This window comes from Pararoseomonas sp. SCSIO 73927 (genome assembly GCF_037040815.1).
In the GTDB taxonomy this organism is placed as follows: Bacteria; Pseudomonadota; Alphaproteobacteria; order Acetobacterales; family Acetobacteraceae; genus Roseomonas.
Map to the genome: position 1 here is coordinate 3047295 of NZ_CP146232.1, position 22962 is coordinate 3070256.

Consider the following 22962-nt stretch of genomic DNA (forward strand, 5'->3'; position numbering starts at 1 on the left):
ACGGGTGACGGGGAAGCCGCAGCATGACCGAGAAGCCACAGCGAACCGCGCGCCTGCCGGACGGGACGGAGGTGCCCGCCCTCGGCCAGGGCACCTGGCACATGGGGGAGCGGGGGAGCGACCGGCGGGCGGAGGCGGAGGCGCTGCGCCTCGGCCTGGATCTCGGCATGAGCCTCATCGACACGGCCGAGATGTACGCCGATGGCGGCGCGGAGGAGGTGGTGCGGGAGGCGATCGCCGGGCGGCGGGAGGAGGCCTTCCTCGTCAGCAAGGTCTATCCCCAGAACGCCTCCCGCGCGCGCATGGCCCGCAGCCTCGAGGCCAGCCTCCGCCGGATGGGGGTGGAGACGATCGACCTCTACCTGCTGCACTGGCGCGGCGGCGTGCCGCTGGCCGAAACGGTGGAGGCCTTCGGGCGGCTGGTGGAGGCCGGGAAGATCCGCCGCTGGGGCGTCTCCAACCTCGACGTGGACGACCTGGAGGAGCTCGGCGCCGCCCTGCCGGACTGCGCGACGGACCAGGTCCTCTACAACCTGGAGGCGAGGGGTCCGGAATACGACCTGCTGCCCTTCTGCCGGGACCACCGCATGCCGGTGATGGCCTATTCCCCCGTCGGGCAGGGCGGGCGGCTGCTGCGGAGCCCCGCGCTGCGCGAGGTGGCGGCACGCCACGGCACCGGCCCGGCGGCGATCGCCCTTGCCTTCACCCTGCGGTGGGAGGGGATCATCGCCATCCCCAAGGCCGCCGACCCCGCCCATGTCCGGCAGAACGCGGCGGCGCGGGACATCGTGCTGACGGAGGAGGACCTGCGCGCGCTGGACGCCGCCTTCCCGCCGCCCCGGCGCAAGCAGGCGCTGGCAATGCTCTGAGCGCCGGGGCACCGGCATGTGTGACGGACCTGGCCGGTGACCGTGGTTGCGGAAGGCCGACCGGCGCCCCGGATGGAGAGAGTTCCTTCCCTGTCCGGGGAGGTGGTAACCGGACCGGGCCGGTGTGGCGGCTCACCCGGCTCTGGAGGGCGTTCCGCGGCCTTGGACGGAGCGCGGCACGGTCCCGGTGGAGGGATGGCATGACGGAGTGGATGTTCAGCGATCCCCCGAACGTGGCCGTGTTCACGACGCGGAGCATCGTTCGTGAGGGGGCGTGGATCGCCCGGGTCTTTCACGATGCCGATGACGGGAGCTGGCAGTTCCACGACAGCACGCCGGGCGAGCCGCCCGAGGAGGAGGCCATGATCGTGGCGTTGAGCAGCATGGTGCTCCGCGACGGCACGCTGAACGACCTCGCGGACCTGCCGGAGGGGTGGTGCGCCTGGCGGGACGGGCCGGCCGCACCCTGGAAGCGGGGCAGGATCGGGTAGCACGACAGGTCCACCCAGGCTCAACCCGGCACCTCGGCCGGACCGCGTTCCTCTCCTGGTACAGCCGGTGGTTGGGTCCGTGTTGTCCTCTACGCGTCCTCGGAGGGCGGGTTCACGCCGAGGCTCCGCATCGCCTCCACCAGTTCCCGCGTGCGGAAGGGCTTGCGGAGGAATCGCTCGTTCGGCCCGAAATCCCGGGCATTGGCATGGGCGGGGCGGCCGGTGAGGTAGATCACCGGCAGCTCGGGGTGCTTCTCCTGCGCCGTCCTCGCCGTGTCGAAGCCGTTGGGGCCGGGGCCGAGGTCGATGTCGGTCAGCAGCAGGCTGCACCCTGCGCTCGAGTCGAGGTGCGCCAGCGCCACGTCGGCGGTGGCCGCCGGGCGCACGGCGAAGCCCTCCGCCTCGATGATGTCGGTCAGGACATCGCGGACGAGGTCGTCGTCTTCCAGCACAACCACGTCGAACATCGGTCCCGTCCTGGCCATCACCCGCCCTCTTCCCCGCACCTAACGTCTCGCGGGTGAAAGTGTTGGGCCCGATGGAACCCCTAGACGGCCATGGTGGCAACCGAACCACCGTCCACGCGGTAGTTCGCCCCGTTCACGAAGCTGGCGCGCTCCGAGCAGAGGAGGGCAATCACCGCCGCCACCTCCTCCACGCGCCCGCGGCGGCGCAGCTCCAGCGTGGGTCGCTCCTCCTTCAGGAAGCTCTGCACCGCCTCCTCGAAGGAGGTTCCGCGCTCCTTCGCGCGCTTCTCCATCATGGCGTCCGTCATCGGCGTCTCAATGTAGGCGGGGGAGACGCTGTTCACGAGCACGCCCTGGCGCGCATAGGTTTTTGACAGCCCCTTGGTAAGGTTGAGGATCGCCGCCTTCGCCGCGCAGTAGGGCAGCTCGTCCGGATAGGGCTGCACCGCGTCCTCGGAGCCGATCAGCACCACCCGGCCCCACCCCTGCTCGACCATGCCGGGGATCAGGGCGCGGCAAATCCGCACGGCGGAGAGGAAGTCCACGTCCAGCGCCGTCCGCCAGTCCTCGTCCTTCAACGTGTGGAAGGGACCAGTCGGGCCGGTGATGCCGGCGGCGTTCACCAGGATGCCCACGGGCCCGAAGGCCTCGCGCGCCGCGAGCGCGAGGGCTTCCACCTCGGCGGGCACCGTCAGGTCGGCCGCAACGGCCCGCACGGCGCCGTCCAGCCCCGCCGCGGCCCTCTCCAGCGCGGCGGGATCCTTGTCGGAGAGGATCACCTTCGCGCCCTCGGCGAGGAGGAAGCGGGCGGTCTCCAGCCCGATCCCGGAATCGCCGCCCGTCACCACCGCCACGCGGCCCCTGATGCCGAGATCCATGTGCGCCGCACCCTTCCCGCGCTATGCCGGGTGCTCGACGCGGCGGCGCGCGCATGGTTTCCGGGCGCGGCGGTCGGGCATTCTCACGATTCGCGTGACGAGAGGACGGGCATGAGCACCAGACCACCCCTTCGGATCGCCGTGGCCGGCCTCGGCGCGGTGGGCATGGCCGTGGTGGCCGCGCTGGAGAAGGGCCTGCCTGGCTGCGAGCTCGCCGCCGTCTCCGCGCGCGACATCGGGGCGGCGAAGGCCCGCCTCTCCGCCGCCACGTCCCGCGACGTGCCCGTGGTGCCGGTGGAGGCGCTGGAGCCGCTGGCCGACATCGTGGTGGAGGCCGCCCCCGCTGCCCTGCTGCCCGCTATCGCGGAACCCTTCCTGCGCGCCGGCAAGGGCGTGGTGGTGCTGAGCGCGGGCGCGCTGCTGCGCGCGGAGCACCTGCTGGAGCTGGCGCGCGCGCATGGCGGCCAGATCACCGTGCCCACCGGCGCGCTGCTCGGGTTGGACGCGGTGGCGGCGGCGGCGGAGGGCACGATCCATGCCGTGCGGATGGTCACCCGCAAGCCAGTGCGCGGATTGGTGGGCGCGCCCTACCTCGTGGAGAACAACATCGCTATCGAGAGCATCAAGGAGCCGCTGCGGGTCTTCAGGGGCAGCCCGCGCGAGGCGGCGATCGGCTTCCCCGCCAACCTCAACGTCGCCGTCGCGCTCTCTCTCGCCGGCATCGGGCCGGACCGGACGGAGCTGGAGATCTGGGCGGACCCGGCGCTGACGCGCAACACGCACCGGATCGAGGTGGACGCCGATTCCGCCTCCTTCTCCATGCAGATCGAGAACATCCCGAGCGAGAACCCGAAGACCGGGCGCATCACCGCGCTCTCCGTCGTCGCCTGCCTGCGCAAGATGGGCGCGCCGCTGCGGGTGGGGACCTGAGGACCTGAGGCGAACGCCCGGGGTATTCGGGCCCCGGGCGTCGCCGGCCTCGCAGGTGCGGACGCGCCGTAGGGTCAGCGGATCTGGATTCGCTCGACCTCGGTGAAGGTCAGGGTCTCGCCGCCGTAGCTGATCGTCCCGCCGAAGCTGGCCGGGCGGCCGGAGGCATCGGTGAAGCTGATGCTGTTCCCGCTGACCTGCATGTTGAGGCCGGTGCTGGTCAGGTGCAGCGCGCCCTGCAGCTGGCCGAGGGACATGCTCGGCAGGTTCAGCGTGTCCTGGCCGGCCATCCCCCTGAAGTTGTCGTTTCCGTCGCCGGGCATCCAGGTGTAGCTGTCGTTCCCGTCGCCGCCGAAGGCGATGTCCGCCGTCCGGTCGCCCGCGCCGCCGGACAGGCGGTCGTCTCCGGCATCGCCCTGGAGCACGTCGCGGCCCGAGCCGCCGTCGATCTGGTCGTTCCCGCCGCCGCCGGCAATGGCGTCGTCGCCGCCATTCCCGAGGAGGAGGTCGGCGCCGTTGCTGCCGACGATCCGCTCGGCGCCGGAGTTGCCGACGTGGACCGTGCCGCCCGTCACGCCCTCCAGGGCCGTCGGGTCGAGCGGGATGGGCTTGGAGGTCACGGGACGATCCTTGTTCCGGCGTCGGACCGGACTGTAGCCGTCGGCGGTGGCTTCGAGGAAGACGGGCGTTGCTGTCGCGGCCATAGATGAGGCCTATGCGGGCAGAGAGAGGCGGGAATGGCCGCCGCTAGGACGGCCGGCCCGCACTCTCCTGGCCCAGCCTTTCCCGGATCCACGCATGGCCGTGCGCGCGTACCTTCGCGGCGATGCCCGTGGAGAAGTGCAGGAAGCCGTGCGGGGACTCGGGAATCAGGTGCATCTCCGCCTCGCCGGCCGCGCGCCAGCGCTCCGCCAGTTCCAGCGTATCGTCGCGCAGGGGGTCGAGCGCGCCGACGAACATCAGCGCCGGCGGCAGGCCCGAGAGGTCCGCGTGGAGCGGCGAGAGATCCGGCGCGCGGCGCTCCTCGTCGTTCATCTCCGGGGTGAGGCGGCACAGCGCCTTCCTGAGGTCGCGGCCGGGCAGGACGAGCGTGTCGCGCCCGGCCTCCCGCAGGCTCCGAGTTCCCGCCAGGTCGTAGACGCCGTAGTGCAGCAGCACGCCGCGCACGCGCCGCAGCAGCTCCGGCTCCGTCTTCAGCCGCAGCAGTGTCGCCACGGCCAGGTGGCCGCCCGCGGATTCGCCCGTCATCATCACCGGCAGCGCCGAGAGGTCCGGCAGCCCGCCGCCCAGCAGCCAGCGCGCGGCGGCGGTGCAGTCCTCGATCAGCAGCCGCACAGGGTTGCGGCCGGCCAGCCGGTACTCCACCGAGACCACGGCCACGCCGCAGGCCCGGATGATCCCGGCGTTCAGCCCGTCATCCACCCGCGCATTGCCGATGGCCCAGCCGCCGCCATGGATGTCCAGCACCACGCCCCGGACCGCCCCGCGGGGGCGGAGGATCCGCACGGGCACGCGCAGCCCGTCCGCCTCCACCACCCGCTCCTCCAGCTCGAGCCCGGCGCGCCGCACCGCCCGGTCCGCGCCGATCTGCGAGAGGCGCAGGAGCGACTGGATGAAGAACTGGTCGAGCCTGTGGCGGATCTTGAAGCGGGGGGCCCAGGCCAGTTTCCGGTTGAGCCGCCGCGCCTCCTCGAGGTCGCTCTCGTCGATGTCGAGCAAGGGAATGGCGCGGTGTCCCGGGACGGCGTTGCAGGTGGGGAGGGGAACGGCCCTGGCCCGGCCGCGTTGCCGCGCCTACCCCCGGAAGCGGCCGAGGAAGGACACCACCTCCTGCAGGCTCGGCGGGTGCTGCAGCACCGCCCAGCGGTCCTTCAGGAAGGCGAGGTAGGCCTGCCCCAGCGCCGTGGTCAGCCCATAGGCCAGGGCCGCGTTCACCGCGCCGCCGGCCACGGTGCCGATGCCCGGGATGAACTTCAGCAGCGTGCCGAAGGCCCGCCCCGCCACGCGCCCGCCCACCCCGGCGGCGGCCGGGCCCAGCAGCGCGGCGGCCACGGTCTTCAGCGGCATCTCCTCCGCCGGGGTGCCCATCCGCACCGTCACGTCCACGATCATCTTCGCCTGCACGCCGAAGAGCAGCGCGGCGTCGGCGAAGGGGATGGGCGTGGCGGCCAGGGCCGCCGCCACCTTCGCGTGGGCGGCGATCGCCGCCTCCGCCTCCGCGATCTTCGGGGCCAGGGCGACGAGGTTGGCCGCCGCCGCCGCCGCGCGCCGCCCTTCCGGCAGCGCCTCCACCGTGGCCGCCACCAGGGCCTCAAGCCCCCGCGCCTCCACCCGCGCTCCGCCGTCCTTGCCGCCGCCGGGGAAGAGGCGCGGCGCGGCGACCACGCGCAGCACCGCCCGCGCCTCCGGGATCAGCACCCGCACGGCGTCGGACAGCCGGTCCTCGCCCCAGGCCTTGGTCAGCACCACGATCACCGGCACGCCCTGCGCCGCCAGCAGCCGCGCGAGGTCCTGGTCCGCCGGCTCCACCCGCTCCCCCGCCGCGTCGATGCAGAGCCAGGCGAGGTGCAGCCGCTCCTCCTCCGACAGGGTCGCCAGCCCCGCCAGCTCCGCCTCCACCGCCGCCCGCGTCTCCCGGTAGGCGCCGGGCTCCAGTCCGCGCGTGTCGGCCAGGTGCAGCGGGGCGCAGGGGTGGCGGTACCAGGTGGCGACCGTGGAGACGGGCGCGCCCTCGCCGGTCCGCGCCGCCACCCGGCCGAAGACGGCGTTCACCAGCGTGCTCTTCCCCGCCCCGGACCGCCCGGCCAGCAGCACGTTGCAGCGCTGCATCCCCGCCATCCGGTCCTCGATCCCCGGCACCGCAGAGACCGCGTCGTCCAGCAGCGTCGCCCCGCGCCCGAGCAGGCGGCCGACCCAGTTCCCGCGCTGCGGCGCCGGGCGCGTGAAGCCCCGGGCCACGGGGGAGGTGTCGCCGAGGGCGGAGAGCTTGCGGACCCGCAGCGCCGTCAGCAGGGCGGGCAGGGCAGGGGGGGTGCCGGCGCCCTCCACCAGCAGGGGGCGCAGGGCGCGGGCCAGGGGCAGCGGCTCCGTCTCGGCCAGCCCGGCGGCCGCCGCGATCCTCCCCCGCTCCTCGCCCGTGCAGACGAGGAGGAGGGGCAGGGGATCGCCCCCCGCCACCGCCCGGCGGGCGTGCTCCAGCGCCACGGCGATGGGGTCCGGCTTGACGGTCCTGCTGAACATCGGGAGGAGTCTGCCCGGCATGGCCGGACCCGTCCAACCCCAGTCCGCGCGTTTCGCGGAACCGTCGCCGGAGGGCGACAGCGCCTCCCTCATCGCCGCCCTCCTCGCGGGGAGTGAGGGGGAGCTGGCCGCCGAGCTGGAACCGGCGGTGGAGGCCTTCATCGGCAACGCCGTGTTCCGCTACGTGGCGGAGGAGGCGATGGTGGCCATCGGCGTCACCGCGGTCTTCTTCGCCCTGGCGGCGATCGCGCCCTACCTGCCCAGCATCACCTGGGCGCTGGCCGCGGCGGGGGCGGTGCTGCTCTGGTACCTCGTCCACTTCGCGCAGGGTGTCGTCTCCGCGTGGCCGCTGGCGCGGGCGCTGTTCCTCCTGCGGGGGGCGCCGGTGTTCCGCTTCGCCCTCTTCGTCCTCGCGCGCTACGCCATCACCACGCTGGAGACGAAGATGGAGGAGATCGGCCGCGCCGCCTCCCTCATCCCCCGCTTCGGCATCCGCCTGGCCCGGGTGGTGTACCAGGACGACCGGGACCGCGTGGCCCTGGCCCTGGCGGACGCCCTGGCCCGCCCGGTGAAGCGGGAACTGCTCTGGACCGCCGCGCTGGGGCTGCTGCCGATGCTGGTGGTGATGTTCGGCTTCCGCTCCGCCCTGATGTGGAAGGCCGGGCTCTACGGGGTGGCGCACATGGCCTGGTACGAGCTGCTGCTGCTGCCCTTCCGCGGCGGGCTGGGCGGGTAGGCGGGATCAGCCCGGCAGAAAGGGGCGGGATGCCGCCAGCAGGCCATCCACCCCGTGCGCGGGCAGCAGCACCGCCCCGTCCTCGCCCAGCAATGGCCGCGTGTTCACCGCCACCACGGCGGGATCGCCCATCGCCGCCGCAATCCGCGCGCGCAGGCCCGCATGGGCCCCCGCACCGGGCTCGGCATGGGTGAGGACGACGAGGAAGGGGATGGAGGCCTGCCGCAGCGCCTCCGCGAAGGCGGCCAGCGTGCCTTCCCCGGCGAAGGCGCGCCCGCCCTCGGCGTTCAGCACCAGCCAGACGAGATGGGGGCGCCGCGCCGGGCCCGCCTCCGCGATGGCCGCTTCCAGCTGCGCCACCTGCGCCGCGCTCTCCGCCGTCTCCAGCCCGCGCGTGTCGCCCAGGGCGAGGCCGAGGGCGGAATCGCGGCCATGCCAGCGCGTCCCCGCCGTCACCGGCGCGCCGGCGGTGGAGGAGGCCACCTCCTCCCCCAGCACCACGTTCACCAGCGCGCTCTTCCCCGCGCCGGTCGGCCCGACGAGCAGGATTCGGCCGCGCCCCGCCGCCCAGTCCGGCGGCGCCGGGAGGGCGGAACGGAAAAGGCCCGGGATGGCGCCGCGAAGCGCCCCCCAGGCCCGGTCCAGAAGGCCCATCCTCAGTTGAAGGTGATCGGCGGCGCGTCCTCGCCCATGTCGGGCATCGGCACCTCGATGCGGACGGAGTTGGGATCCACGCCCGTGCCCTTGTCGATCCAGTAGGTCACGCTCTCCGGCCAGATGATGACGATGGCGACCAGCAGGAGCTGCAGCAGCAGCCAGGGCACCGCGCCCCAGTAGATATCGCGCGAGAGGACCGACTTCGGTGCGATGCCCCGTAGGTAGAACAGCGCGAAGCCGAAGGGCGGGTGCATGAAGCTCGTCTGCAGGTTGATGCAGAGCAGCACGCCAAACCACACCAGGTCGATGCCGAGCTTGGCGGCCACGGGGGCCAGCAGCGGCACGATGATGAAGGCGATCTCGAAGAAGTCGAGGAAGAAGGCCAGGAAGAAGACGAAGACGTTGACGGCGATGAGGAAGCCCACCTGCCCGCCCGGCAGGCCCGACAGCATGTGCTCCAGCCAGAGCCCGCCATCGACGCCCTGGAACACCAGGGAGAAGACCGTGGAGCCGATGAGGATGAAGATCACCATGGCGGTGATCCGCATGGTGTTGGACATCGCTTCCCGGATCAGCGGCCAGGAGTAGCGCCCGTTCACCCAGGCCAGCGCCACCGCGCCCACGGCGCCCATGGCGCCGGCCTCCGTCGGCGTCGCCAGCCCCAGGAAGATGGTGCCGAGCACAAGGAAGATGAGGACGATGGAGGGCACCATGCCCTTGAGCACGCGCCAGTAGAGCGGCCAGCCCCGCGTCCCCAGCGCCTCCGGCGGGAGGGCCGGGACCTTGTGGGGCGCGAAGATGGAGACGCCCGCGATGAAGGCCATGAACAGCAGGATCTGCAGGATCGAGGGCCCGATGGCGCCCGCGTACATGTCGCCCACCGAGCGGCCGAGCTGGTCGCCCAGCACGATGAGCACGAGGGAGGGCGGGATGACTTGCGTGATGGTGCCCGACGCCGCGATCACGCCCGTCGCGATCCGCATGTCGTAGCCGTAGCGCATCATGATCGGCAGGGAGATCATGCCCATGGCGATGACCGAGGCCGCCACCGTGCCGGTGATGGCGCCGAGCACGGCGCCGACGAGGATGACGGCATAGGCTAGGCCGCCCGGGATCTTACCGAAGAGCTGCCCCGTGCCCTCCAGCAGGTCCTCCGCGAGCCCGCAGCGCTCCAGGATCGCGCCCATGAGGGTAAAGAAGGGGATGGAGAGCAGCAGGTCGTTCGACAGCGTGCCGAAAACCCGGAGCGGCAGGTTGCCGAGATAGGCGGTGGTGAAGAAGCCCAGCTCGATGGAGATGAAGCCGAAGAACAGCCCTACCGCGGCGAGCGAGAAGGCCACGGGAAAGCCGAGCAGGAGGAAGATCACCAGGCCGCCGAACATCAGCGGCGGCATGTAGTCGGGGTTCATGGAAAGATCCGTCCGGTCGTCGTCTGGTTCACTGAAGAGGCCGCTCGTAGGCGACGACCGCCTCGCTCTCCGGCTTCAGGCCGCGGAGCAGCGCGATGCGCTTGATGAGCTCCGAGACGCCCTGCAGCGATAGCAGCGCGAAGCCGACGGGCATCAGCAGCTTCACCGGCCAGCGCAGAAGGCCGCCGGCGTTCTGGCTGCCTTCCAGGCGCTGCCAGCTGTCCAGGAAGAAGGGCCAGGTCATCCAGGCCAGCAGGATCATGGCCGGCAGGAGGAAGACGACGAAGCCGAACACGTCCACCCACAGCCGCGCCCGCTCCGACAGGTTGCCGTAAAGGATGTCCACCCGCACGTGCTCGTTCCGGAACAGCGTGTAGGAGGCGCCGAGCATCACCATCCCCGCGAAGAGGTACCACTGCACCTCCAGCCAGGCATTGGACGAGTAGGAGACGCCGTAGCGCACGAAGGCGTTCCCGGCGCTGATGGCGCAGGCCAGCAGCGTCATCCAGTCGGCAATCCGGCCGATCTTCGCGTTCAGGTCGTCCACGAAGCGGCTGAAGGCGAGCAGTGGCTTCATCGTATCCGTAATCCTTAGAACCTTCAGCGGCGCGGCTGGGCGGCCTGCTGCTGCTCCTGCGCCTGCATCAGGTAGACGAAGCTGTCATAGGAGTTCTCGGCCACCCGGAACCACTGGAGCTGGGTGTCGCGATAGGCCTTGAAGTGGTCGTACACCTTCTTGAAGCGCGGGTTGGCCGCCGCCGTCTCGTCGTAGAGCTCGAAGGTGGCGCGGTAGCAGGCCTGCATCACCTCGCGCGGGAAGGCGCGCAGCTGGGCGCCGCCCGCGATCAGGCGCCGCAGCGCCGCCGGGTTCTGGTTGTCGTACTTGGCGATGGTCTCGACCGTCGCGTCGCGGCAGGCGCTGGTCAGCGCCTCCTTATACAGCGGCGGCAGCTCGTCGTACTTCGCCTTGTTGATGTGGAGGGAGAGGTTCAGCCCGCCCTCCCACCAGCCCGGGTAGTAGTAGTAGGGCGCCACCCGGTTGAAGCCGAGCTTCTCGTCGTCGTACGGCCCGATCCACTCGGCCGCGTCAATCGTGCCGCGCTCCAGCGCCGCGTAGATGTCGCCGCCCGCGATCTGCTGCGGCACGGCGCCGAGCTTCTGCACCACGTTGCCGGCGAAGCCGCCGATGCGGAACTTCAGGCCGGACAGGTCCTGGACGGTGCGGATCTCCTTCCTGAACCAGCCGCCCATCTGGGCGCCCGTGTTGCCGGCCTGGAAGGAGACGATGTTGTAGCCCTCGAAGAACTCGCGCATCACCTCGTGCCCGCCGCCGGCGTTGAGCCAGGCGTTCTGCTGGCGGAAGTTCATGCCGAAGGGGACGGTGCCGTCGAAGGCGAAGGTCGGGTCCTTGCCCACGAAGTAGTAGGAGGCGGTGTGGGCGCACTCGATGTTGCCCTGCTGCACGGCGTCAACCGTGCCGAAGGCGGGCACGATCTCGCCCGCGGCGAAGGGGGTAATGCGGAAGCGGCCATCCGTCAGCGCCGCCACCCGCCGCGCCACGATCTCTCCCGCGCCGTAGATCGTATCCAGGCTCTTGGGGAAGGAGGAGGCCATGCGCCAGCGCAGCTCCGGCGCCGTCTGGGCGATGGCGGGGGCGCTGAGGGGGGCAGCGAGCGTCGTGGCCGCGGCGGCAGCCAGCGGCGCGCCCGCGACGAAACGGCGGCGATTCATCGGATGTTCGTCTCCCGGCAGGCCCGTCAGAACGCGGGCGTTCCCTCCGCCCTTAACCTTCCATGGCCCCGCTGCCTAGCACTGATCGCGTGTCCGAGAGGTGCCGACCGGGTTACGGTGCGGCCATGTCCCCCGCCCCTCCGGCCTTCGGGCCCGCCATCCCGATCCTCCGCATGTTCGACGTGCCGGCCACGCGCGCCTTCTACCTCGGCTATCTCGGCTTCTCCTGGGACTGGGAGCACCGCTTCGCCCCGGACCTGCCGCTCTATGCCGCGATCTCCCTCGGCGGCGTGGCCCTCCACCTCAGCCAGCACCATGGCGACGCCACGCCGGGATCGGCGCTGCTGCTGCGAGTGAAGGGAATCGAGGCCTTCCACGCCGCCCTGGCCGGGGATTACGGCTTCGCCCGGCCAGGCCTCGAGGAGGCGCCCTGGGGCGCCCGCATCCTGAGCGTGACCGATCCCGCCGGGAACCGCCTGACCTTCGAGGAACCGCGCTGAGGGAGCGACCGGTTCATCCTTCGTTCATGTCGGGCCGGGAATGCTGTGCGGGCCGGAAGAGCCGGCGCCCCCTCAGGACGAGACCGGACCGACCGATGACCCCCTCCGCTTCCCCCCGCATCCTCCGCCCCATCCACTCCGCCGCCCTGCTGGAGGGGCCGGCCGGCGTGGCCCTGCACCTGCACGGGATTGACGGCGCGCTGACCCAGGTGCCCCTCACCCTCGCCGCCCTGCGCGAGATCGCGGCCCTGGCCGGCGCCGCCGCCGCCCAGTCGGCTTCCGGGGACTGAGCGGGCCTCAGCCCAGCAGCACCGCCACGTGCTCCGCCAGGTCCGCCTGGCGATAGGGCTTGTGCAGCACCGGGATGTTCGCGGCCAGCGCCGCCAGTTCCGCGTAGCCGGTGACCAGCAGGATCGGCAGGTCCGGCCGCATCACCCGCGCCCGCTCGGACAACTCCGCCCCCGTCATGCGCGGCATGGCAAAATCCGCCACCATCAGCCGGACGGAGGGGTCGCTCTCCAGCACGCGCAGGGCGGCGATCCCGTCATCCGCCTCCACCGTCTCGTGGCCGAGATCGGCCAGGAAGCCGGCCGTCACCTCCCGCACCGTGGCGTCGTCGTCCACCACCAGCACGCGCACCGGCTCCCGCGCGGGCGCCACCTCCCGCGCCTCGGCACCCGCCTGCGTCGCCGCCCCGTCCCCCGCCGGCAGGTAGAGGGCGACGCGCGTGCCCTCGCCGGGGCGGCTCTCGATGGTCAGCCCGCCGCCGGATTGCTGGACCAGGCCGTAGACCATGGGCAGGCCCAGCCCCGTGCCCTTGCCCACCTCCTTCGTGGTGAAGAAGGGCTCGAGCACGCGCGCCAGCACCTCCGGCGGCATGCCCGTGCCCGTATCGGCGACGGTGACGCGCACGTAGTCTCCCGCCGGCAGATCGGGCACCTGCTCCGCCGCCACCGTCACGTCCTCGGTGGCAATGGTGATGGTGCCGCCGTTCGGCATGGCGTCGCGCGCGTTGATGCAGAGGTTCAGCAGGGCGAGTTCCAGCTGCTCCGGGTCCACCATCGCGGTCACCGGCTCCGGCGCCAGCCGCCGGCGCAGCTCCACCGTGCTCCCGTTCGGCCCGCCCAGGCTGCGCGCCAGCAGGTCCCCCATGCCGAGGACCAGCGCGTTCACGGAGACGGTGCGCAGCGCCAGCTCGTTCCGGCGGGAGAAGGCCAGCAGCCGCCGCGTCAGCGCCGATCCGCGCTCCGCCGCCATGGTGGCGTTGCGCAGCAGCCGCCGCAGCCCGGGATCCTCCCCGACCCGCCGCCCGGCCAGCTGCAGGCTGCCGAGGATGGCGGTGAGGAGGTTGTTGAAGTCGTGCGCCACGCCCCCGGCCATGGTGCCCAGCGCCTGCATCTTGTCGGCCTGGCGCAGCCGCGCCTCCATCTGGCGCGCCTCCGTCACGTCGCGCCCGATCGTCACCAGCACGCCGCCCCCGAGCGCCACGCGGCTCACCTGCATCCAGCGGCTGCCGCCCTCCTCGCCCGCCTCCTCGACGAGCTCGGAGACGGCGCCCTCCGCCAGCGCGCCCGCCTCGGCCCGCGCCAGTCGCGACGCGGCCTCGGCCGGGAGCAACTCGGATTCGCGCCGGCCGAGAAGGGACTCGACCGTCCCGCCCAGCGCCGCCGCCTTGGGGCCGTTCAGCCGGATGAAACGTCCTGCCGCATCCTTGAAGGAGAGCTGTTCCGGCAGGTTCTCCAGCAGCCCGCGCATCAGGGCGCGCTCCGTCTCCAGCGCGCGCCGCAACCCGTGCCGGTCCCGCGCGGCCGTGACCATGGAGAGCAGGGCGGCCGGTTCCCAGGGCTTGGCCGCGTAGCCGGCGATGCGGCCGCGGTTCACCGCGCCCACCACCGCGTCCAGCTCGGCGTAGCCCGTCAGCAGCAGCGCCTCGGCGTCGGAATGGGCGCGGGCCCGCTCGAGGAAGACGTCGCCCGTCAGCCCGGGCATGCGCTGGTCGGAGAGGATGACGGCCGGGCGCAGCCCGCCGGCCAGCATCCCCAGCGCCTCCTCCGGCCGGGTGGTGGAGACGACCTCGAACTCGTCCTCCAGCAGGTCCGTCAACGCGGTCAGGATCTCCGCCTCGTCGTCCACGAGGAGGATCGTGGCGCGCCCGCCCGGCATCGCACCCGCCGTCACGCCGCGCCCTCCGCGGGCACGCGCACGGTGAAGCGCGCCCCGCCGCCGGGCGCGTCGTCGACGGTGATGCTGCCGTGATGGGCCCCGACCACGGTGTAGGCGATGGACAGCCCCAGTCCCGTTCCGGCCCCCACGGGCTTGGTGGTGAAGAAGGGCTCGAAGATGCGCGCCCGGATCGCCTCCGGCACGCCGGGGCCGGAATCGCTCACCTCGATCACGTAGTCGCCGCCGTCCAGGCGCGTCGCCACGCGGATCCCGCCCGGGCCCTGGATCGCGTCCGCCGCGTTGCCGACGATGTTCATCACTACCTGGTTGAGGAGGGCCGGGGAGCATCGCAGGATTCGCGGCGCCTGGAAGTCCTGCTCCACCACGATCCGGTCGGAGAGCTTGTGGGTCAGCAGGGCGAGAACGGTGGAGATCGCCTCCGGCACGTCCACCTCCTGCGCGCCGCCCTCCTCCATGCGGGAAAAGCGGCGGAGGTTGGAGACGAGCTCCTGGATGCGCCGAAGCCCCACCGCCATGGATTCCGCGCGCTGCACGGCCTTGCCCACCGCGCGCGCCGCCTCCGGGTCCTCCGCCACGCGCGGGGCCAGCCCGTCCAGGAGCCGCGTCACCGTTCCCTGATGCGCCAGGATGAAGGCCAGCGGATTGTTGATCTCGTGCGCGATGCCCGCCACCAGCTCGCCGAGGGAGGCCATCTTGGCCGCCTGCACCAGCTTGCCCTGGGTGTCGCGCAGGGCGTGGTTGGCCGCGCCCAGCTCCGTGTTCGCCCGCTCCAGCGCGTCGGCCAGGGCGGCGCGGGCCTCGGCGGAGGCGGCCTCGGCCCGGGCGCGTTCCACCTCGCGCAACCGCTCGCGCAGCGCGGCCTCGATCCGGCGGTTCTCCTCGCGCAGCAGCTTGCGGCGGACCAGGGCGCGCACGCGCAGCCGGATCGCCTCGCCCACCGCTTCGGCGGGCAGGACGTCGTCGGCCCCGGCCTCGAAGGCGGCCACAGGGCTGGCCCGCGCGCCCTCCAGCGCCACGATGCGGAAGGCGGCGTCGGCATCGCCCGCCCGCGCCGCATCGGCGGATCGCATGGCGTCCAGGCGCCGGCACAGCGCCAGCCCTTCCGGCCCCAGCCCGGCGAGGTTGATCAGCACCCCGTCCCAGCCTTCCCGCCCGGCCGCGGCCTCCGCGCCGGCGCTGTCCACCGCCTCCACGCTGTCCCCGTCCCCGGCGAGCAGGGAGGAGAGCCAGAGGCGGTGGGTCGGGCCGTCATCCACCAGCAGCAGCCGCGCCCGCCGAAAGCCCGCGCCGGGGGAGTCCGGCATCCCCTCCGCGTCGCTGCGGCGGAGCAGGGCGCGCAGCCGGGCCAGGATCAACTCCCGCCCGGCGGATTTCGGCGCGTAGGCGTCGGCGCCGCTCTCCAGCCCCTGGCGCTCCAGGTCGGCGCCGTGCCCGCCCCCGCCATCGGTGAGCATCAGCACGGGAAGCGCCCGGGCGCGCACGTTCAGGCGGATTCGGCGCACCAGCTCGTCGCCGTTCATGCCGGGCAGATGGTAGTCCGCGATGACCAGGGCGGGCAGAGGGCCGTTCAGCCCGTCCAGCGCCGCCTCCGCCGTCGCGGCGCGGGTCACGGCGAAGCCCTCCGCCTCCAGCATCCGGCGGAGCTGGAGGGCCTGGGTCTCGGAATCCTCGACCAGCAGGATGCGCGGTGCCTCCTCCCGTCCGCCCTCCGGGCCCCCCTCAGCGGGCCATGCTGACTCGGCGCTCACTTCGTCCTCGCGCCCGTCTCGGGGCTGCCTGCCGCCTTCAGCAAGCGCGGCCCGATGAGGTCCAGCGGCAGCAGGGAGGAGACCCCGCCCAGCCGCGCCGCGGCCGCCGGCATGCCGTAGACCACCGCCGTCGTCTCGTCCTCCGCCAGGGTGAGCCCGCCGGCGTTCCGCAGCGCGGTCAGGCCCCGCGCCCCGTCCTCGCCCATCCCCGTCAGCAGGATCCCCATGCCGCGCGGCCCGAGGTTGCGGGCCATGGTCTGGAACAGCACGTCCGCCGCCGGGCGCTGCCCGCCCACGGGCGGCGCTTCGCTCACCTGCATCAGCCCGCCGGCGGTGATCCCGAGGTGCCGGTCCCCCGGCGCCACGTAGACATGGCCGGCGCGGGGCAGGGTGCGGTCCTGCGCGACCGTCACGCGCGGCGCCACCAGCCCGTCCAGCCAGGCCGCGAACCCCTCCATGAACGGCGCGCCCATGTGCTGCACCACCAGCACCGGCACGGGAAAGTCCGCGGGCAGCGCCCCCAGCACCCGCGCCAGGGCCGGCGGGCCGCCGGTGGAGGCGCCGATCCCCACCAGCGCGGGCTGGGAGGGAGTAGGAAGGGGAAAGACCAGCTGTGGGGCAGAGCGAGGCGCCCCGAGGCCCCCGGCCCGGCGCCGGATCACCGGCACCTGGCTCATGATGAAGAGCTGGGTGCAGATCCCCTCCGCCGCCCGCTCCCACCCCTCGCGCGAGGGGCCCAGCGGCTTCTCCACCACGGTCAGCGCCCCCGCCCGCAGCGCGTTCATGGAGATGCGGAGTCCCCCCTCCTCCACCGCGTCGGCAATCACCACGATGGGGGTGGGGTGCTCCGCCATGATGCGGCGGGTAGCCTCCAGCCCGTCCATCCCGGGCAGGCGGATGTCCATGGAGATCACGTCGGGCCGGACGCGCGTGATCTCCGCCAGCGCCTCCTCGGCGGAGGGGATCGCGGCGACGAGCTGCAGCCGGGGGTCGCGGGAGACGATGTGGGAGAGGAGGTGCCGCACGACGGCACTGTCCTCCACGATCATGACGCGCACGGGAGAGGCCAATTCGGGGCCTCAGACCAGCTGGCCGATGGCAGCCAGCAGGGCCCCGCCATCGAAGCCCTGCTTCGTCAGATACGCGCTCGCGCCCAGCTCCATGCCCCGCTGCACGTCGCCGGGGCTGTCGCGGGAGGTCATGAGAATCACCGGCAGCTCCGCCAAGTGCGGATCCGCCCTGATGGCCTCGATGAGCCCGAACCCGTCCATGCGTGGCATTTCGACGTCGGCGAGGACGAGGTCAACCGAGGCGCCGGGTTCGCGCAGAGAGTTGAGCGCGTCCAGCCCATCCACCGCCAGGGTCACGCGGTAGCCGCCGGCCTCCAGAACGCTGCGCTCCAGCGTGCGGGTGGTGATGGAGTCGTCCACCACCAGGATGTGGCGCCGCCGCTCCGGCGCGGCGGGGGCGAGGGGGCGGGCGGCGCCGGGTCGCGCGGCCTCCCGCAGCCCGCGGTCCAGCAGCCCGTCCGGGCTCAGCACCAGCGCCACCGCCTCGTCCTCCAGCAGGGCGGCGCCGGAGACCAGGGCCGTGTCCACCCCCGGCGCGTCCACCTCCGTCACCACGAGGCTGCGGGCGTCCCGCAGGGCGGAGACGGTCAGCGCCAGCCGCGCCCCGCCGCGGGCCAGCAGCACAGCGGGCACCGGGCCGGGCGAGGGCTCCTCCGCCCGGCCGATGAGGGCGGCGAGGGAGGCGAGCGGGACCAGCGCCTCCCCGCCCTCCACCCCCAGCCGGGCAACGGGCCGGCCTTCGGCGGCGATGATGGAGGCGGGGTCGATCCGCAGCAGCGGCCCCACCGAGACCAGCCCGTTGCCGCCGGGCAGGCCGAATACCTGCCCCCCCGCCTCCACCAGCAGGAGGGAGCGCCGGCCGGTGGAGGGGGGGAGGGCGATGACGACTTCCGCCCCGCCTGCACCATCGACCGGGGGCCGGGGGCGAAGCGCCGCGCCGCCGTGCAGCGCCGCCGCCGCTTCCGCCACCACGGAAAGCCCCATGCCGCGGCCGGAGAGCCGGTCCACCTCGGCCGCCGTGGAGAAGCCCGGCTCGAACACGAGGGCGAGGAGGGCATCGGCCGATGGCGGGGCCGAGCCCGGCGCGCGCGGGGCCAGCAGGCCGCGCCGGATGGCCGTCGCCTCGATGGAGCCGAGGTCCGGGCCCGGCCCGTTGTCCCACACCGTCACCCGCAGCCCGCCGCCGGTCGCGGCCACGCGCAGCCCGATCTCCGCCCGCCGCCCGTCCCGCGGCGCGCCGTGGCCGAGGGCGTTCCGCAACAGGTGCAGCACCGGGTCCTTCAGCGCCTGCAGCACGCGGCGCTCCGCCTGCGCCTCCAGCCCCTCGGTGCGGACCGTCACCTCGCGCCCCGCCTCCCGCGCCATTTCCCGCGCGGCGGCGGCGAGCGGGCCGAGAACCGTGGCGGCGGGGACCAGGGCAATGGCCTCCACCTCCTCCTGGAGGGTGGAGGCGGCGCGGTCCAGCGCGTCCTCCATGGCCCGCCCCTGGCGGGAAAGGCCGGACAGGCGCCGCACCGCCTCCCCCAGCGCCGCGTCGAAGCCGCGCAGGCGCGGGGCGAGGGCGGGGTCGGCCGGCAGGGCGGCGCGCAGCCCGTCCCAGCCCCGGCGCAGGGCGCGCAGCTCCGCCTCCAGCCCACGCAGCCCGGCGATGGTGGAATCCTGGCGCCCGATCAGCACCTTCAGCCCGTGCATGGCGGCGGAGAGCCGCTCCACCCGCGCCGCCTCCACCCGCAGGTGGCCCTCTCCTGGTGTGGACGGGGCGGTTGGCGGGGCCGCGGTCGGGGTCGGGGCCGTGGGCGGGGTCGGGTGCGCGGCGGGCGGCGCAGGAGCCGGCCCTTCGGCCGCCCGCGGCGCGGCGGGTGGTGGCTGGGAAGGGGCCGGGTCGCCGTCCAGCGCCGCCAGCACGGCCTCCACCGGCGGCGCCTCCGCCCCCGCGGCCATGGCGGAGGCGGAGGCCTCGATCGCGTCCAGCCCGCGGTGCAGCAGCGCTAGGGTGGGCGGGGAGAGGCGCGCGGGGCCGCCGGCGGCCGCCTCCATCTCCCGCGCCAGCAGCGACTCCACCCGGTGCGCCACCGCCTCCAGCCCCGGCAGGTCCACCGCGCGGGCGGCACCCTTCAGGGAATGGGCGCGGCGGAACACCTCTCGCAGCGCCGCCGGCTCCAGCTCCACGGCCCCGTCGCCGTCCTCGGCAGACAGGGCCTCGCGGATCGCGCCCAGGTGCTCGCGGTGCTCGGCCGCGAAGGCCGCCAGCAGCTCCGCGCGGAAGTCGGACATGCCCGGCTTCCCCCGCCGCTAGATGCGGTAGCGGTCGGCCAGCCGCACCAGCCCCTGGCTCAGCTCGCCCATGTTCGCCGCCGCCTGGTCCAGCTGCCGCGTGCCCGCCGCCGTCTGCTGGCTGGCCTGTCGGATGTTGGACAGCGCGCCCATCACCTGCTCGATCCCGAGTTGCTGCTGGTTCGTGCTGGCGACGATCTGCTGGAAGGTCTGCACCGCCTCCTGCACGCTGGCGGTGATCTCGCGGATGGTCTTGTGGCTCTGCGCCGTGCGCTCGCGCCCGGCGGCGGCGCGCTTCACCGCCTCTTCCGTCAGCATGACGGAGGAGTTGATGCCGCGCTGGATGTCGCCGAGGTTCGCGCGCACCTGCGCTGTTGCCTCCTTAGCCTGGTCGGCGAGCGACTTCAGCTCGGCGGCCACCACGGCGAAGCTGCGGCCCTGCTCCCCGGCGGCGGCCGCCTCGATCGCGGCGTTTAGCGCCAGCAGGTGGCTGCGCTCGCTGATATCGTTCACCGTCGCGGTGATCTCGCCGATGGCCTGGGTCTTCTCGCTCAGCGCCACGATGTTCTCGGCCACGCGCTCCGCCTGCTCGCGGATGTTGTCCATGGCGCGCACCGTCTCCTCCACCGCGCGCAGCCCGCCGTCGCTGGTGCGGACGGTCGCCTGGGCGGCGGCGATCACCTCCTGCGCGCGCTTGCCGATCTGGGCGCCGGAATGGGTGATCTCGTCCACCGTCGCCGCCGTCTCCTGCACCGCCGCCAGCTGCTCCTCCACGGAGGCTGCCTGCTCCTGGGTGCTCGCGCGGATCTCGGCGGTGGCGGCGTCCAGCTGGTGGGTGGCGTCGCGGCTCTGCCGGGCCAGGTCGCGCAGCCCCGCCACCATGGCGTTCAGCGTCTCGCCCAGCCGCCCGAACTCGTCGTTCCCCTCCCGCGCCGGGGTACCGGAGAGGTCGCCGCGGCCAATGCGCTGCACGAACTCCACCAGGGTCTCCAGCGGCCTGGCGATGGCCCGGCGCACGAGGAGGGTGACGGCTACCGCGATCAGCACCGCCAGCCCCATCCCGCCGAGGATGAGCACGCGGGACCGCTCGGAGATCTCGTCCAGCCGCTGCTGCCCGATGACGCCCAGCCGCTCGATCGCCGCGTCCACCCGGTCGAGCGCCTGGTCCAGCTCTGTCGCGCTCTCGGCCACGCCGGACTCGGCGGCCAGCACGGCGGCCACGTCGTCCGCGGCGAGCGACCGGAGCTTCGCCTCCACCCGGTCCCGGTGGCGCTGCAGGGTGGTGTTCACCTCGTTCAGCGCGGCGATCACGCGCTGCCAGGCATCCACCCGGTCCGGCGCGATGGCCCCGGCGGCGAAGCCCTGCGCGGCGACGATTGCATTGCCCAGCAGCGTCGCCATGCGCGCGCTGCCCTGCTGCCACTCCGCCGTCGGCACGGCGGCGGGGGCGGCCTCCGGCGCGGCGCGCCGGCCGAGATAGGCGATCATGATGCGGGCGCGCGTGTTGCGCAGGCTGATCTGCGCGTTCCGCACGTCGTCCACCTGCCGCGCGACGCTGCCGTCGCGCGTCGCGACGAGGCGGGTGGAATCCCGCACGGTCTCGAACTGGTCCAGGCTCCAGAAGCCCAGCAGGATGGTCAGCAGCGTCAGCCCGACGAAGCCCAGCAGGGCGCGGTTCGTGATGGACACGCGGTTCAGGCTCCGTGGGTGTTGGACAGGGGTGCGTCTGGAGGGAGGGGGGCGGCATAGGGCCGCAACAGGCGGTCGAGGTCGAGCACCGCGAGGACGGTGTCGGTCTCCGGCAGGACGGCGTGGAAGGCCACCGCGTCGCCCGGGCTCGCCGGCGCGCGCTCCGCCGGCAGGGCCAGGGGCTCGACGGCGGAGAGGGCGCGGCCGACGCGCAGCGCCAGGCGCCGCCCGCCGGACCCCGGCCGCAGCAGCACGTCGTGCCCGCCGCCTTCCGGTGCATCCTCGGCCATGCCGCTGGGCGCGGCGCCTGTCAGCGCGGCGAGGTCCAGGACGGCGTGCAGCCGCCCGGCGCGGGCGCGCAGCCCCAGCAGGGCGGGCGGGGCGCCGGGCAACGGGCAGGGGGGCTCGGCCGGCAGCACCTCCGCCACGCGGTCCAGGGGCACGCCGAAGCTCTCCGCCCCCACGAGGAGGTGAAGCACGGGCGCGCCCCGGGGCGGCTCCGGCGCGCCGCGCCGCGCCAGGGCCTCGGCGCGCTCCTCCAGCAGCCGCGCCGCCCGCGCCTCGCCGATGGCGCCGAGGATGCCGGGATCGGGCAGGAAACGCAGTGCCATCAGCCCACCCCGCCCAACTTCGAGTTCAGGGACTTCGGCTCCAGGGGCTTCGGTTCCAGGTGGTGCCGCGCGAGGCCGAGCAGGGTTTCCGCCGTCATCCCGTCCCCTTCCTCCAGCACGGTGTCGCCGGGTAGGGCGCGGGCCAGGCGCGCGGCGTTGGCCACGCTGCGCCGCCCCGCCGCTTCCGCCCCCCGGTCCAGCAGCAGCAGGCCCAGCTGGTAGTGCGCCGCCACGAAGCCCTTGTCGAGGTAGAGGGCGCGCCGCAGCGCCGCCTCGGCCGCCGCCGCCTGCCCCAGGCCGCGGGCGACGAGCCCGTCCAGGTAGTGCAGCGGCGCCGCGGTCGGGTGGGCGGCCAGGCCGGCGCGCAGCGTGGCCTGCGCATCGTCCAGCGCGCCCGAATCCGCCTCCGCCCGCGCCCGCCCGATCACGGCGCGCGGGTCCTCGGCCGCGGCGGCGGGAGGGGCGGGATCGACGAGGGCGGCAGGGGCGGCCGGCGCGGGCCGGAGCGGCGGGAGGAGCGGCTGCCAGGGCTGCGGGCCCCGCTCCACCACCTCCGGCTCCCCCACCTGCGGTTCCCTGGCCTCGGGCAGCATCGGAACGAAGGCCGGCCGCTCCGGCGGCCCGCTCCGGAGGGCGCGCCAGGCCGTGGCGCCGGAAAGGGTCACCGCCTCAAGGAAAGCGCCGTAGGCCGGGTCGGGCTCCGCATGGCCCAGCAGCAGCCAGCCATCCGGCGCCAGCCGCCCGGCCAGGGCGCGCACCATCTCCGGCACCGCGGCGCGGTCGAAGTAGATCAGCACGTTGCGGCAGAGGATCAGGTCGAAATCCGTCATGCCCAGTGGCAGCGTGCCGTCCAGCAGGCCCAGCAGGTTCTGCCGCTCGAAGCGCACCGTGCCTCGGTGCTCCGGGCGCAGCTGCCAGGCGCGGCCGCCCTCCACGGGCAGGAAGTCCCGCGCCCGCTCCGCACCCTCCATCCCGCGCAGCGCCCAGGGGGAGAAGCGGGCGGCGCGGGCGGCGGCCAGCGCCGCCTCGCTGATGTCCGTGCCGAGGATCGAGATGCTCCACGCCCGGTGCTCCACCCCCAGCAGGCGGCGCAGCAGGATGGCGACCGAGTAGGGCTCCGCCCCGGTGGAGCAGCCGGCGGACCAGACCCGCAGCCGCCGCGCCTCCGCCCGGCGCGCGATCAGCCCGGGCAGGATGCCCTCCCGCAGCGCGGCGAACTGCCGGGCGTCGCGGAAGAAGAAGGTCTCGCCGATGGTGATGGCCGATTCCAGCGCGGCCCACTCCGCCTCGCCCTCTGCCGCATCGCGCAGCAGGGCGGCGTAGCCCGCGGCATCGCCGGCACCGGTGGCGCGGATCCGGGCTCGCACCCGCTCCCACAGGGCGGCGTCCTTGTCCTCGTAGTAGGCGTGGCCGGTGCGGGCGATGATCAGGCGCTTGAGGGCCGCGAAGGCCTCGTCCGGCCGGGGCGCGTCGCTCAT

General features: G+C 73.8%; 22 protein-coding genes. 6 read left to right on the forward strand and 16 right to left on the reverse strand.

Going from position 1 to position 22962, the window contains the following annotated elements:
* The first annotated feature begins 23 nt into the window (after positions 1 to 23).
* Together VQH23_RS14165 and VQH23_RS14170 are read left to right on the forward strand one after the other, a co-directional pair.
* Positions 24 to 869: an aldo/keto reductase gene (locus tag VQH23_RS14165; protein WP_338661383.1), complete on the forward strand. Its 846-nt coding sequence runs from the start codon at positions 24 to 26 to the stop codon at positions 867 to 869.
* A 200-nt stretch (positions 870 to 1069) separates the two neighbouring features.
* Positions 1070 to 1360 (forward strand): hypothetical protein, encoded by a 291-nt coding sequence (locus tag VQH23_RS14170; RefSeq protein WP_338661384.1) that lies wholly within the window; start codon positions 1070 to 1072, stop codon positions 1358 to 1360.
* An 89-nt stretch (positions 1361 to 1449) separates the two neighbouring features.
* On the opposite strand, the gene VQH23_RS14175 is transcribed toward VQH23_RS14170, so the two are convergent.
* Both VQH23_RS14175 and VQH23_RS14180 read right to left on the reverse strand, forming a co-directional pair.
* Positions 1450 to 1827, reverse strand: coding sequence for a response regulator (locus tag VQH23_RS14175; RefSeq protein WP_338661385.1), 378 nt, complete (start codon positions 1825 to 1827; stop codon positions 1450 to 1452).
* Between the two features lie 80 nt (positions 1828 to 1907).
* On the reverse strand, positions 1908 to 2705 hold the full coding sequence (locus VQH23_RS14180) for an SDR family oxidoreductase (RefSeq protein WP_338661386.1): 798 nt from the start codon (positions 2703 to 2705) through the stop codon (positions 1908 to 1910).
* Between the two features lie 111 nt (positions 2706 to 2816).
* Here VQH23_RS14180 and VQH23_RS14185 point away from each other — a divergent pair, with 111 nt between their 5' ends.
* The gene (locus tag VQH23_RS14185) at positions 2817 to 3635 is read left to right on the forward strand and encodes an aspartate dehydrogenase (protein WP_338661387.1); all 819 of its coding nucleotides are present in this window, start codon (positions 2817 to 2819) and stop codon (positions 3633 to 3635) included.
* A 74-nt stretch (positions 3636 to 3709) separates the two neighbouring features.
* Here the strand turns inward: VQH23_RS14185 and VQH23_RS14190 are convergent, their stop codons facing one another.
* The 3 genes from VQH23_RS14190 to VQH23_RS14200 form a co-directional block, all read right to left on the reverse strand.
* Positions 3710 to 4255, reverse strand: a complete 546-nt coding sequence (locus tag VQH23_RS14190) for a hypothetical protein (protein ID WP_338661388.1) — start codon at positions 4253 to 4255, stop codon at positions 3710 to 3712.
* 127 nt (positions 4256 to 4382) lie between these two features.
* A complete protein-coding gene (locus tag VQH23_RS14195) occupies positions 4383 to 5354 on the reverse strand; it encodes an alpha/beta hydrolase (RefSeq protein WP_338661389.1) in 972 nt (323 codons plus the stop codon).
* A 75-nt stretch (positions 5355 to 5429) separates the two neighbouring features.
* Positions 5430 to 6875 carry a GTPase gene (locus VQH23_RS14200; RefSeq protein WP_338661390.1) on the reverse strand — a complete coding sequence of 482 codons (1446 nt, stop codon included), beginning with the start codon at positions 6873 to 6875 and terminating at the stop codon, positions 5430 to 5432.
* A 19-nt stretch (positions 6876 to 6894) separates the two neighbouring features.
* On the opposite strand from VQH23_RS14200, the gene VQH23_RS14205 reads away from it, so the two are divergent.
* Positions 6895 to 7611: a hypothetical protein gene (locus tag VQH23_RS14205; protein ID WP_338661391.1), complete on the forward strand. Its 717-nt coding sequence runs from the start codon at positions 6895 to 6897 to the stop codon at positions 7609 to 7611.
* Between the two features lie 6 nt (positions 7612 to 7617).
* Here the strand turns inward: VQH23_RS14205 and VQH23_RS14210 are convergent, their stop codons facing one another.
* Genes VQH23_RS14210 through VQH23_RS14225 form a run of 4 tightly spaced genes read right to left on the reverse strand, consistent with a single transcriptional unit; the run spans position 7618 to position 11408 of the window.
* Positions 7618 to 8265 (reverse strand): GTPase, encoded by a 648-nt coding sequence (locus VQH23_RS14210; protein ID WP_338661392.1) that lies wholly within the window; start codon positions 8263 to 8265, stop codon positions 7618 to 7620.
* A 2-nt stretch (positions 8266 to 8267) separates the two neighbouring features.
* A complete protein-coding gene (locus tag VQH23_RS14215; RefSeq protein WP_338661393.1) occupies positions 8268 to 9677 on the reverse strand; it encodes a TRAP transporter large permease subunit in 1410 nt (469 codons plus the stop codon).
* Between the two features lie 28 nt (positions 9678 to 9705).
* Positions 9706 to 10254 carry a TRAP transporter small permease subunit gene (locus tag VQH23_RS14220; RefSeq protein ID WP_338661394.1) on the reverse strand — a complete coding sequence of 183 codons (549 nt, stop codon included), beginning with the start codon at positions 10252 to 10254 and terminating at the stop codon, positions 9706 to 9708.
* A 23-nt stretch (positions 10255 to 10277) separates the two neighbouring features.
* Positions 10278 to 11408: a TRAP transporter substrate-binding protein gene (locus VQH23_RS14225; protein WP_338661395.1), complete on the reverse strand. Its 1131-nt coding sequence runs from the start codon at positions 11406 to 11408 to the stop codon at positions 10278 to 10280.
* Between the two features lie 125 nt (positions 11409 to 11533).
* Here VQH23_RS14225 and VQH23_RS14230 point away from each other — a divergent pair, with 125 nt between their 5' ends.
* Both VQH23_RS14230 and VQH23_RS14235 read left to right on the forward strand, forming a co-directional pair.
* Positions 11534 to 11908, forward strand: coding sequence for a glyoxalase superfamily protein (locus VQH23_RS14230; RefSeq protein WP_338661396.1), 375 nt, complete (start codon positions 11534 to 11536; stop codon positions 11906 to 11908).
* Between the two features lie 95 nt (positions 11909 to 12003).
* A complete protein-coding gene (locus tag VQH23_RS14235) occupies positions 12004 to 12198 on the forward strand; it encodes a hypothetical protein (protein ID WP_338661397.1) in 195 nt (64 codons plus the stop codon).
* Between the two features lie 7 nt (positions 12199 to 12205).
* On the opposite strand, the gene VQH23_RS14240 is transcribed toward VQH23_RS14235, so the two are convergent.
* Genes VQH23_RS14240 through VQH23_RS14270 form a run of 7 tightly spaced genes read right to left on the reverse strand, consistent with a single transcriptional unit; the run spans position 12206 to position 22962 of the window.
* Complete coding sequence (locus VQH23_RS14240; protein WP_338661398.1) at positions 12206 to 14086, reverse strand: response regulator; 1881 nt, start codon at positions 14084 to 14086, stop codon at positions 12206 to 12208.
* Positions 14083 to 15840, reverse strand: coding sequence for an ATP-binding protein (locus VQH23_RS14245; RefSeq protein WP_338661399.1), 1758 nt, complete (start codon positions 15838 to 15840; stop codon positions 14083 to 14085). Before VQH23_RS14245 ends, VQH23_RS14240 begins: the two co-directional genes overlap by 4 nt.
* Positions 15837 to 16889 (reverse strand): chemotaxis-specific protein-glutamate methyltransferase CheB, encoded by a 1053-nt coding sequence (gene cheB, locus VQH23_RS14250; RefSeq protein WP_338666103.1) that lies wholly within the window; start codon positions 16887 to 16889, stop codon positions 15837 to 15839. The genes VQH23_RS14245 and cheB overlap by 4 nt, the downstream gene beginning before the upstream one ends.
* A gap of 30 nt (positions 16890 to 16919) precedes the next feature.
* Positions 16920 to 19184 carry a response regulator gene (locus tag VQH23_RS14255; protein WP_338661400.1) on the reverse strand — a complete coding sequence of 755 codons (2265 nt, stop codon included), beginning with the start codon at positions 19182 to 19184 and terminating at the stop codon, positions 16920 to 16922.
* Positions 19185 to 19202: 18 nt separating this feature from the next.
* Positions 19203 to 20873, reverse strand: a complete 1671-nt coding sequence (locus VQH23_RS14260) for a methyl-accepting chemotaxis protein (RefSeq protein ID WP_338661401.1) — start codon at positions 20871 to 20873, stop codon at positions 19203 to 19205.
* 5 nt (positions 20874 to 20878) lie between these two features.
* Positions 20879 to 21484, reverse strand: a complete 606-nt coding sequence (locus tag VQH23_RS14265; protein WP_338661402.1) for a chemotaxis protein CheW — start codon at positions 21482 to 21484, stop codon at positions 20879 to 20881.
* Entirely contained in the window at positions 21484 to 22962 is a 1479-nt protein-coding gene (locus tag VQH23_RS14270; protein WP_338661403.1) for a protein-glutamate O-methyltransferase CheR, read from the reverse strand. The genes VQH23_RS14265 and VQH23_RS14270 overlap by 1 nt, the downstream gene beginning before the upstream one ends.